The organism is Gardnerella sp. 30-4 (genome assembly GCF_001641215.1).
GTDB lineage: Bacteria > Actinomycetota > Actinomycetes > Actinomycetales > Bifidobacteriaceae > Bifidobacterium > Bifidobacterium leopoldii.
Genome location: NZ_LXJL01000007.1, coordinates 4442 through 16164, shown reverse-complemented (window position 1 = coordinate 16164; position 11723 = coordinate 4442). Strand labels below are relative to the sequence as shown.

General features: G+C 40.8%; 8 protein-coding genes, 3 tRNA genes and 1 pseudogene. 11 read left to right on the top strand and 1 reads right to left on the bottom strand.

Annotated elements, in window-relative coordinates:
- The first annotated feature begins 131 nt into the window (after window positions 1-131).
- From A5294_RS00730 to A5294_RS00680, 11 genes are all read left to right on the top strand, one after another.
- Complete coding sequence (locus A5294_RS00730) at window positions 132-791, top strand: carbonic anhydrase (protein WP_004106136.1); 660 nt, start codon at window positions 132-134, stop codon at window positions 789-791.
- A 55-nt stretch (window positions 792-846) separates the two neighbouring features.
- Complete coding sequence (locus A5294_RS00725; protein ID WP_064340212.1) at window positions 847-1941, top strand: permease; 1095 nt, start codon at window positions 847-849, stop codon at window positions 1939-1941.
- Entirely contained in the window at window positions 1938-2708 is a 771-nt protein-coding gene (locus A5294_RS00720) for a TIGR03943 family protein (protein ID WP_004106138.1), read from the top strand. The genes A5294_RS00725 and A5294_RS00720 overlap by 4 nt, the downstream gene beginning before the upstream one ends.
- 76 nt (window positions 2709-2784) lie before the next feature.
- Window positions 2785-4080 carry a hemolysin family protein gene (locus A5294_RS00715; protein ID WP_064340211.1) on the top strand — a complete coding sequence of 432 codons (1296 nt, stop codon included), beginning with the start codon at window positions 2785-2787 and terminating at the stop codon, window positions 4078-4080.
- A gap of 57 nt (window positions 4081-4137) precedes the next feature.
- Window positions 4138-4617: a Dps family protein gene (locus A5294_RS00710; protein WP_004106140.1), complete on the top strand. Its 480-nt coding sequence runs from the start codon at window positions 4138-4140 to the stop codon at window positions 4615-4617.
- A gap of 126 nt (window positions 4618-4743) precedes the next feature.
- Window positions 4744-4817 (top strand) — tRNA-Ile (locus A5294_RS00705).
- Window positions 4818-4851: 34 nt separating this feature from the next.
- Window positions 4852-4924: transfer RNA gene (locus tag A5294_RS00700), tRNA-Ala, on the top strand.
- 324 nt (window positions 4925-5248) lie between these two features.
- Window positions 5249-7561: a heavy metal translocating P-type ATPase gene (locus A5294_RS00695; RefSeq protein ID WP_064340210.1), complete on the top strand. Its 2313-nt coding sequence runs from the start codon at window positions 5249-5251 to the stop codon at window positions 7559-7561.
- Between the two features lie 310 nt (window positions 7562-7871).
- Window positions 7872-9350 (top strand): FAD-dependent oxidoreductase, encoded by a 1479-nt coding sequence (locus A5294_RS00690; protein ID WP_004119763.1) that lies wholly within the window; start codon window positions 7872-7874, stop codon window positions 9348-9350.
- A 105-nt stretch (window positions 9351-9455) separates the two neighbouring features.
- Window positions 9456-10334, top strand: a complete 879-nt coding sequence (locus tag A5294_RS00685) for a M48 family metalloprotease (protein WP_004106145.1) — start codon at window positions 9456-9458, stop codon at window positions 10332-10334.
- Between the two features lie 130 nt (window positions 10335-10464).
- Window positions 10465-10538: transfer RNA gene (locus tag A5294_RS00680), tRNA-Gly, on the top strand.
- 66 nt (window positions 10539-10604) lie between these two features.
- Here the strand turns inward: A5294_RS00680 and A5294_RS00675 are convergent.
- Window positions 10605-11723 (bottom strand): annotated as a pseudogene (locus A5294_RS00675) (peptidase); the annotation flags it as partial.

The following is an 11723-nucleotide window of genomic DNA, read 5'->3' as shown; positions in this document are numbered from 1 at the left end:
GCTTTTATAGCATATTTTCTATTTAACACAGTAACGATAGAATATGTTTTATAAGTCGAAGTGTTTTCAAAATTTGTTGATAGCTTGTATTCGTCACCTTTGCGCAAGCGCATCAATACAAGGAGGTAATAATGCACGAGACAGTCAAAGAAGATCTTTTAAAAGAAGATTCACTTTTGGCTACATCTGTGTGGAGCGCGATGCTAGCTGGTAACCGTAAGTTTGCAGAAGGCTCATTAAATTGTGATGGACTTAGTGAAGAAACGAGATTATCTCTTATTGAAGGTCAGCATCCTGGAGCTGTTGTTCTTTCCTGTGCTGACTCGCGCGTTGCTCCAGAATTTGTGTTCGGTGCCGGTTTAGGTGATATTTTTTCTGTTCGCACTGCAGGCGAAGTGCTTGATGATGCTGTAATTGCATCTTTAGAATACGCTGTAAGCGATTTGGGAGTAAAAGTGCTTGTTGTGCTTGGGCATGAGCATTGCGGTGCAGTACAAGCCGTTTTGCCGAATGTGCAAAAGCTGGTTTCTAAATACGGCGAAGATGAAACAAGCGAAATAATTGAGTCTAGCGAGTCAATATTGCTTCGTTCTTTAGGTCCTGCTGCACTTGCTGGTATTGAAGAAGAATTAAACACGGATGATATTGAACGAATCCATGTATCTAATATTCTTGCTGAAATATGTAATAAATCTCAAACTATTCGTGAATCTGCTTTTAATGATAACCTCATGCTAGTTGGTGCTAGGTATAGAATGAAGGATGGTTTGGTAGAGGTTCTTTCATGCTAAGTAGCATGTAGTCACATTTTTAACAGAATTATTAATACGTTGTTAGGTTACAAATATGAATCAATCATCTAAAGATACGCTTGGTGCGAATTCTGCAAATTCTGCTAATTCTGCGAACTATCTTTTCTTGCTTGTTGGAGCTCCTTTAGTAGCTTTTATTATTGCAGCTGCTCCTGCTTTACAGGGGAGACATCCTTGGTTTCTAATTGATACAACAATTCGAGGTGTTTCCGGTTTGTTGCTACAAGCGATACCTTTTACTCTCATAGGTGTGCTTGTTTCTGCTGCAGTAGAAACTTGGGTAACTGCTGATTTTATTGAGAAACATGCTCCAAAATCTACGGCAAACGGTTTTTTGGCTGCCATATTGGCTGGCGTTTGCGTGCCTGTTTGTGATTGTGTAGTAGTTCCAACGTTTTCTCGTTTAGTTGCAAGAAAACTACCATTACCGTGCGCCATAACTTTTCTATGTGCAGTTCCTGTTGTAAATCCAGTATCTGTATTAGCAACATTTTATGCGTTCTCTGACGCCCCAGCTGTTGCTATTATGCGTATTGCTCTAGGTGTTGGTATTGCATTACTGGTTGGATTAAGTTTTGTTATATTCCCTTCAAAAACCAATATTTTGCGTAAGAAAATTTTAGTAGAAAATAAATCTTCTTTACATTGTTCTTGCGAATTGAATAACGAAAGTAATCTCACAAAAAATAATATTGAAAAGCATAGTATTTCTGCGCAAATTCGCAAATATGTGCAGCATATACATCAGGATTTAATAAAATTAATTCCAATTATTGTATGTGGAACTATAGTTGCTTCTGTAATTCGCGCATGGCTCGGAGCTGATCCTGCTTCTCGCGTACAAGTGAGTAATGTGTTAATTGCTATTCCTGTAATGATGGCTATTGCGTACGCAAGCTCTCTATGCTCCAGCTCAGATGCTGTAATTGCAAGAAGTTTAGCAACATCATTGCCTATGTCGTCGGTGCTAGTATTTCTGCTGTTTGGTCCTATGCTTGATTTAAAGAATACGCTTATGCTCGTTGAGGATTGCCGTGGTAAATTTGTGTGGCGCTTAACATTAACTATTGCTTTTGCGTGCTTCCTAGCGTCATTATTAGCTCACTGGGCTTGGGGGTTCATCGCATGAAAAAACAAAAATGTGTTGAGCATAATGCTTGTAAAAAAATCACTTTAGCTCAATTGGTAGAAGCTATTTTATTGCTATTTTTTGCAGTCATAATTGCGGAAGTTACTTTAAGCGGTCAATATACGCTTTTTACTACGCCTAGAGCATATTATTATTTGTTAATTACTGCTATTTTGCTATTTATTCTGTCTATATGCGCTGCGATTGGATGGTTTTCTGTTTCTTCGCGCGATGTTTGGCGTATGCTTGTAGCTTTCGTTGTTCCTGCGCTACTTATTATTGTTCCTTTGCGTTACGCTCAAAATATTAGTGTAGATGGATTCGACCAGTATGCTGGTGGTCGTGCTATTGCTATTCGTAGCCAAAATTATCCTTTGTCGGGATTGTATGAAAAGTCTCGTGAGATAGCAGTTGATGATGATGATTTTGGCTCCTGGTATGACGAAATCGATCATAATGCTGCAAAATATGATGGATACACGATTACTCTTACAGGTTTTGTTAGCAGAGATTCTACGTTGAATGCAAATCAATTTAGGGTATCTCGTCAGCTTATGTCATGCTGTATTCTCGACATGTCTCCGTTTGGATTAGTTGCCGAAAAATCAAATATTGGCGAAATTCAAGATCATGAATGGGTGCGTGTTCGTGCACGTGTTTCTAGAGGCAATATTGGCATTCCTGGATATCAGCATCCTGGAGTTGTGCTGCACGTTATATCAATGCAAACAGCTCAAGCTCCAACTGGATATTTTTATCGCCCATAAATAATTTATCTTCGTTAATGGTGATAATTATTTTAGAATTGTTGATATCGCATAGAAGTAAACTAAGATAACAAGTATGGCGATTGGTTTTAATATTCTACTCATTATGATTTTTTTGCTATTTGGTTCCGTATTTGCGGCAACCGAATTAGCTTTAGTGAGCTTGAGAAGTTCGCAAATTGATCGCATGGAATTGCAGGATGCGCGTGGCGCTAGAGTTGCAAAAATTGCCCGCGATCCCAACACTTTTCTATCTGCTCTACAAATTGGAGTAACTCTTTCTGGCTTTCTTTCCGCATCGTTTGGTGAGTCTGCTTTAGCTCCGTATGTTGTGCCGGTTGTATGTTCATGGGGTGTTTCTTCGCACGTTGCTGGCCCACTTACAACAATCTTCCTAACTCTTGTTATTTCTTACTGTTCTATTGTTATTTCTGAATTAGTTCCGAAACGTATTGCTATGCAGCGTGCTGAGCAGATTGCGCGATCGGTTGTGCCGGCAGTAGATATTTTCTCAAAGATTTGCAAGCCTTTAATTTGGCTTATTGGAAAGAATACGAACGGTTTTGTGCGCATTCTTGGCTTTGATCCTAATGAGAAGGAAAGCGAAGTTTCTGACGAAGAATTGCGCGTGCTTGTTAATAGCAATAAGCGTTTAAGTCAGGATGAGCGCAATATTTTGGATGACGTGTTTGATGCTTCGGAAACTATTGTTGCTGAAGTGATGCGTCCTCGTGCTGATGTTGAGTTTTTGGATGGTTCATTGAGCCTTGAAGAAGCTGCCGCGAAAATTCGTGAGCTTCCGTATTCTCGCTACCCTGTTATTGGCAAAGATTTTGATGATGTTATAGGTTTTGTGCATGTTCGCGATTTGCTAGATGTGCGTGATCCAAATGCAAAAACTGTTGCAGATGTAACTCGCGAAGGAATTAGTCTTCCTGGAACTTCCAAACTATTGCCGAGCCTGGAACTTCTTCGTAAACGTGGTATTCATTTGGCTGTTGTCATCGATGAATATGGTGGAACTGACGGTATTGTTACGCTCGAGGACATGACAGAAGAGCTAGTTGGAGATATTCGCGATGAATATGATTTGCCTGGTGAAACTGAGCAAAATAATGTGAATAAAACAACTGCTTTTGTAAATGGTGTTGCAAAAATTGATGGCGGTATGACCATTGAAGATTTTGCTGACATTACCGGCATTGAGCTTGAAGACGGTCCGTATGAGACTGTTGCAGGCTACTTTTTAGCGCATACTGGTTCAATGGGAAGTGTTGGAGCTGTTTTGCATGATGCGGATGGTTACGATATGACTGTGACTGCGGTTGATGGTAGGCGTATTGCGACGATTGAAGTGCGTCGCCGCGCGTAGTTTAAGCCATAGCAGTAGAATAATAACGGTATTAACAAACCTAAGGAAGGATAGAACATGGCTTTGTTGCATATTTTGCCAGGTCTCGACGAAGCGGCCAGTGAAAAGGCTGTTGCCATTTTACAGAATCGTTTAAGCCACGAGCAGGAAGCTGCTTTGGTGCTTAAGCATGCGCATTGGAATGTTACTGGTTCAGATTTTATTGCAGTTCATGAAATGCTTGATCCACAGGTTGCTGAAGTTTTGGCGCAGGCGGATGAAACTGCTGAGCGAATTGCAACTTTGGGCGGTTCTCCACTTGGACGTGCTGATGATGTTGTTGCTGCTCGTACATGGAAGCGTTTTGCTTTGACTGGTCGCAAGTCCACAAAGGAGTATTTGCAAGCGCTTATTGAATACTATAACGATATGATTGCAGACGATCGCAAGGCTATCGCGGAGCTTGATGAGCTTGATTTAGTTAGCTCAAATATTATTCAAGATCATGTTCAACAGTTGGAAAAGTTCCAGTGGTTCATGCGTAGCCATCTTGATTAATTAACCTCTGTTTAATTTTTTTGATTCAAACCGCAACATGCTATTTTCTTTTTATGGCGTGTTGCGGTTTGACATTTTCTGTGTCTGTGCTAATGTAACTACTTGTATGTTTTAGGCGTACGAGTTGGGCCCGTAGCTCAGGTGGTTAGAGCGCATCCCTGATAAGGATGAGGTCGGAGGTTCAAGTCCTCCCGGGCCCACGGAATTGAGTGATTATTTCATTCAATACCGAATGGGGCTATGGCGCAGCTGGTAGCGCATCTGCTTTGCAAGCAGAGGGTCAGGAGTTCGAGTCTCCTTAGCTCCACGAACAGGGTTCTGATTGATTTTCCAATCAGAACTTTTTTGTTTATTAATTTATTTTTTTGGATTTGTTTTGGTTTTGCATTATTTAAGCTTGTGTTTATGAGAATGTTTCTCATCAAGGCTTCATGGTATATTAAAGAGACAAATAAATAATTAAAAGTCATTGTTAATTCCAAAATTGGGATTAACCAAAAATCAACATAAGTATCTTTACGCCGTGTATTGAGTGCGCTATTTAGGTTGCGCTCAGTGGGTTAACAAGGCGTGAAATCGTGTGTTAGCAGCGTCTTAAGCGTAGTTAACCTGATCAGCGTAAGGAAAGTGTATGCGTAAACTTTTAGCATATTGCCGTCGTGCACCACAATTAACAGTCGTAATTCTTGCTTTTCCGTTTATTGCGCCTTTGTACTCGTATAATTTGCCTATATTAACTACTTTCTGTGAGCAAATTTCTAATTTTTCGCAGCAAATCTTTGATTTTTTAAAAATTAATTGCAGTATTTCCATAAGTATTAGTCTTGGCAAAACTATTATCGCTATTCTCGTTTTATATACGAGCGTTATTTCTTTGCGTAATATGATTAAACATTTACTGCATGGAACTTTAGGTATTGATCTACTTGCTTTTGTTGCATTGCTTACAACACTTTGTATTGGTGAGTTCTGGGCAAGTTATTTGATTGTTGTAATGGTTTGGACTGGAGAAGCTATAGAAGATTTTGCGCATATGAAAGCTCAGCGCAATCTATCTCTTTTAGTAAGCGCAGCTCCAAAAACTGCTCACCTTATGACTTTGCCAGGTATTGAGCATGGTATGAATCATAATCAAGCAAATGATGAATCATACGAACCGCCATGTTTGAGTGAAAATCAGTGCAAGCCTAGCTCGTGTGTTCTGTGCCAGCATGCTGAATTTAGAAAAGTAGATGCCGCTAATTCTAAGCAATCTAATAGTAGCGAGCAAAATAGCGAAAGTAATTGCGAAAATAATGACTTGCAAAATTGCAACTGTAAACAAAATAATTGCCCATTTTTGCAAGCATCTACAGACAACGAAATCTCCTCAAATTTGCAGCGTTACGCTACAGTTCCTGTTGATGAGCTAAAGATAGGAAACGTAATTATTGTGCTTCCTGGCGAAACAGTGCCAGTTGACGGTGAATTATTAAGCGGTTCTGCAATTTTAGACACAAGTGCTATTAACGGAGAATCTGTTCCTAGAGAAGTCTATGCGGGAGCTGCAGTGCTTTCAGGCTGTGTAAACGGTGGAGTTGTGCTTATTATGCGCGTAACAAAGCTGTCTAAAAACTCGCAGTATCAGAAAATCATGCAGCTTGTTGAGTCTGCTAGGTCTTCTAAAGCTGCAGTAGTTAGATTTGCAGACATGCTATCTGTGCCGTTTACAGTATTATCTTTTGCGATTGCAGGTCTTGCTTGGAGCTTTTCTGGCGACGCATTGCGATTTGCGCAAGTATTGGTTCTAGCAACCCCATGTCCTCTGCTTATTGCAGTTCCAGTTGCTTGCATGGCTGGTACTGGGCGTTTAGCAAAACTTGGAATTGTTGTTAAAAGTCAGGATGTGCTTGAGCAATTAAGTCGTGTAACAGACGTATTTTTTGACAAAACCGGCACGCTAACTGTAAAACAGCCGCAAGTTGTAAACGTAGACGTAATCGATACTACGCAGAAAGCTGATCGAATTGTGATGCTCGCAGGTGTGCTAGAAACGTATTCTCAGCATATTCTCGCTGGAGGTATAGCAAAAGCAGGTTCAGTTTTGTGGGAGCACACGCATCCATCTTCAACTCCGCAATTGCCTAGCGTTAGAGAATACCCAGTAGTGCATAGTGTGAAGGAAACTGCAGGTCAGGGTATTCAAGGCGTTGTAGATGGTGTTTTGGTGCGCGTTGGGCGTAGAAAGTATGTTACTGAGCAAACTGATATTAATAAACAGGTCATGAATCATATTGCGACACAACATATTGCGGCACAACATGTAGTCAATGCGCTCGCTGCAGACGAAATGGCAACCTATGTTTCCTTTGACGGAGTGCTAGTTGGTCGGATTGTGTTAAAAGACGTGCCTCGCGATAACGCGAAATCAACTATTGACGCATTGCGTACGCTTGGTGCGCGCTCAATATCTATTCTTACTGGAGATAGTTTGCAAGCTGCAACAACAATTGGTAAAAGCGTTGGAATTGACACAATATATGCAGATTTGCTTCCGCAAGATAAATTAGCGTATGTAAAAAAGCACAATTACAATGCAGCCAAAAGTAAGAAAGATTCGACTGTAACAATGATGGTTGGAGACGGTGTAAACGATGCTCCAGTGCTTGCGGCTGCAGATATTGGCGTAGCGGTAACGGATGGCACAGATACGGCAGCATCTGAATGTGCTCAGTTAGTTATTATGAACAACGATATTTCTTCTGTTGCAAGCGCAATAAGAGTAGCAAAACATACTAAATGCGTTATGGTTCAGTCAGTATTGATGGGCATTGGATTGGCAATTATAAGTATGATTTTTGCGGCTTTCGGTTTTATTCCAGCAGTTATTGGCGCAATGATGCAAGAAGCAATTGATGTTGTTGCTATTATGTGGGCTTTAACAGCATTGCGCGAACGAAAATAAAAATATTTTTGGCAATATTTTTTACGATATTCATTACGACACCTTTAATAATATTCGTTTGAGCATTTTATTTATTTGAGCATGTTGTAAGACGAAGTAATGCGCTAGTCTAATTATGAAAGCATACGAGTTAGCTGCAAACGGTAAGAGCTCAAGCTTGTACGTAACTTATTTTTGGCGAAGAATTACATATAAACGCTTTACAGTTACGCTGCTGAGTGGATTGAGGCAACCTATGCTTGTAGGCCGCGCTAAATAGCGCGAAAACGGCGAAAAGTGCCGTATAATACAGCTCAATATGGGGATAATAATGGAAAAAAATAATTTAAGCGAAAATGTTTCACAAGAAACATCTCAACTGCGTATTGCTGTAATAGGAGCAGGCCCTGCAGGAGTGTATTCTTCCGATATCTTCTTACGCCAGATTGCAAAGCGTGGAGAAGAATTGGGATTAGGCTCTAGCGCTCGCATCGATCTTTTTGAAAAATTGCCAGTGCCTTTTGGATTAGTGCGTTACGGAGTAGCTCCTGACCATCCAAGTATCAAATTTATTGCGGATGCGCTTGAAAAGACGCTTGATAATCCAAATATTCATCTTTATGCAAATGTTGAATTTGGTAAGGATATTGCATTAGAAGATTTATTGGAACGCTACGATGCTGTGCTATTTGCAACCGGCGCTGTGAAAGATAGGCCTCTTCGAGGAGTTCCAGGCGCCGATTTAGACGGAGTGTACGGAGCTGCAAAATTCGTAGAATGGTACGACGGATACCCGACTAGCAATCGAGAATGGCCGCTTGAAGCAAAAGAAGTAGCTGTTATTGGCGGCGGAAATGTGGCAATGGATGTTGCTCGTGAGCTTTTACGAGATCCTGATTATTTGCGCGCGCATACGGATATTCCAGACGACGTGTATGAGGGATTGCAAAAAAATAAAACCCAAACCTTGCATTTATTTATTCGTCGTGGAGTTGCCCAAGCAAAATTCTCTGTTCAAGAATTGCGCGAAATGGAAAAGTTATCCGGAGTGCAAATTGTTATTAATGAGGATGATTTTGAACTTGACGATGAGACTATTGAAGTAGCCGGTAACGATAAGCTCACGCGTCAAATGGTTGAGGAACTTTTTGCGATTCGAGACATGGCAGAAGATATGGAAGATGGCGGAAACGTTGATTTTGAGGGGAATCCAGCCGACAAACGCTATATTATCCACTTCAACTGTGCGCCGGTAGAAATTCTTGGTGAAGATGGGCGTGTGAAAGCAATACGAGTTGAGCGAACTGTAACAAGCGCGGATGGCACAATGACTCGCACAGGTGAATTTGAAGATTACGCTGTGCAAGCTGTTTACCATGCCATTGGCTACCATCCTGCAGAAGTTACAGGAATTGCTTACGACGAAAAGCGTACTTTGCTTGCAAATATTGATGGACGCTTAGTGACGTCTGTAGAAAATGGCGAAGTCCGTGAGCGATTGTATGCAACTGGCTGGGCTAAGCGTGGGCCGGTAGGATTAATCGGCTCTACAAAATCCGATGCTCTTTTGATTGTTAATAATATGCTTGAAGATTTATCTAAAGCTGGCAATGCTGGGCGAATCGCACCTGATCGCGATGAAAATTCTATAGATAAATTATTGGCAGAAAAGGGCATTAAACCAATTGATTACGCCGGTTGGAAGCGAGTTGACTCTTATGAGCGTGAGCTTGGAGCCAATGAGCAGAGAACTCGAAAGAAAGTTGTTTCAGCGTCTGAACTTGTAAATATTGCTTTAGGTAGCAAATAATGCCCTAAATAAACTGAAAATATTACTTAGTATTTAAGTTTGTAGTTAGTAAATACGCAGTATATATTCAGAAAAATTTAAGTTCGCATTATTAAGATAGATCATATGTTGAAAGGCTTGAGAATACACTATGGCAGCTTAAAAGCCGCACTATTTTTTGTTGTTGTGTGGCTTTTTCTTGCCTTATGTTGGGTTCTTGCTGGCTCGCATCTGTCATCACTAATATGGTTCATTATTCCTGGTATTGCATTTAGTGTTTTTGCTTATTGGTGCTCAAGTAAGCTTGCGATTATTGCTATGCGTGCTACAGAGGTTAGTGAAGAAGAAGAGCCTGTGCTCTACGCAATGGTTAGAGATTTATCTGCTCGAATTGGTAAACCTATGCCGCGAGTAATGGTTTCTCCCTACGAAAGTCCTAATGCTTTTGCAACCGGTAGAAGTGAGCGTCATGCAAGCATATGTTGTACTCGTGGTTTGATTAATATCCTTAACGAGCGCGAGTTACGTAGTGTTATTGGTCATGAATTAACTCATATTTATAATCATGATATTCTCGCTTCTTCGCTGGCTACTGCTACAGCAACAGTATTAACGTACGTTGGTTCTTGGCTTGTTTATGTTGGTGATACATATCGTCGTGATATTCGCAAGTATTGCAAATTTATTGGTAAGTTTTTAAATATTTTATTCGCTCCTATTGCTTCTGTTATTATCAATGCAATTATTCCTGGTTCGCGTGAATTTGACGCAGATAAGGGAAGTAGTGAAATTACTGGAGATTTTGCTGCGCTTGCTTCCGCACTTAATAAAATTACCTACGGCATGCAGCTTCACGAGATGAAATCTACTGCTGGATTGCAGGCTGTTGCTTCTTTGATGATTATTTGCCCATGGAATAATAACGCTCCTGCGCTTGTGCGTTTGTGTACTGCGCGTCCTACTGTTCAGGATAGGATTGGGCGTCTAATGAGCATTGCTGCATGAATATTTTATTTGTTGAACTTGCTTGTCTTGTTTATTGAGTTCATAAACTGATTCCTAAATATTGAAGCGGTAAGCTGTGCATGATACCCTTAGATGGTTGTTGAAACTAGTTTGCTTTTAGTTACAGCATGCGGATGTAGTTCATCGGTAGAATGGAAGCTTCCCAAGCTTCAGAGGCGGGTTCGACTCCCGTCATCCGCTCCATTCAGATTGTAAAATTGTTAAGTTGTAGTTTTTGTACATTGGATGTATAAAAACTACAACTTACGCTTAGTTAAACTTTCTTTTTCTTGCAATTGTCACAATTGTGCTAGCAAACAGCATCAATGCAACGCTAAGTACAATTGGAATTATTTGTATTCCAGTACGAGGGAGTGCATTATTGGCTATTGTGGATTGTTTGTGTAAATGAGGGTCTTTCTTTACTAAAGTATTCGTCCACGCAACTTGTTTACCGTTTTCGTCAATAAGGACAATCGTATGATTGCCTTTATATTCTTCTGGAATAACTACGTCGAATACAATTCTGCCATATTCATTAATGTGAACTGTTACATATTTCATTCCATTTGCGCTATAAAGAAGTTTAGGGTTGGAATATATGTAGGCATAAGCTTTTACTGCTTTTTCTAGTTGTAATCTGCGCATGAATTCTGATGTTGCATTTACTGTAACAGTGATATGGTTATTTTTTCCCGCATAAGCAATGTTATTATTCCCGACGGTGAGAGTGTTGCACAACGCTGGAAGTAAATCTGCAATACTCTTTGGTGCTGATGGAATCTGTTGCTGTAATGTGTGTGATTCTGAGTTTGCGTTAAGCTCTATGTGGTTTCCGCGCATAGAATCGTTACTAACTGCAGGAGTTTGTAGAGTTTTGGAAGGATGCGTTGGTCCGGGAAATCCCATGCTTGGAATTTCCTTATGGTCTTGATCGAACTTATTAGTCTGTGGGGTTGTGCTATTTGCAGACTTATCAGGTTCGCCATTGCTAGAGTGCTCACTGTTGCCAGAATGAGATTCTGGTGTTGGTGGAACAGGTTGTGGCTCTGGTTTAGGCGCAGGTTTTGGCGGAACGGGTGTTGGATTCACCGGGTTTGGTTTCGGCTGCAGAGGCACTGCAGGTTGTTGATCAGGCGTCGGTGTCGGCGTAGGCGAAGGCGTTGGTTCCGGTGTTGGTGGAACAGGTGTCGGAGGTACGGGAGTTGGTGTTGGAGCTGGTGTCGCTGGTGTTAGCTCGGTCCATGGTGTTGATTTCTTTGCAGGAATTAACTCGGCCCACGTAATACTCTTTTTAGCTGGGTTTAGTGGTGTTGCTGGAATGATTTCTACAACGTGAGCTTTAAGAGTTACTTTCTGTTTTGCTTTGTTTGCAAAGGTTATTTCTAC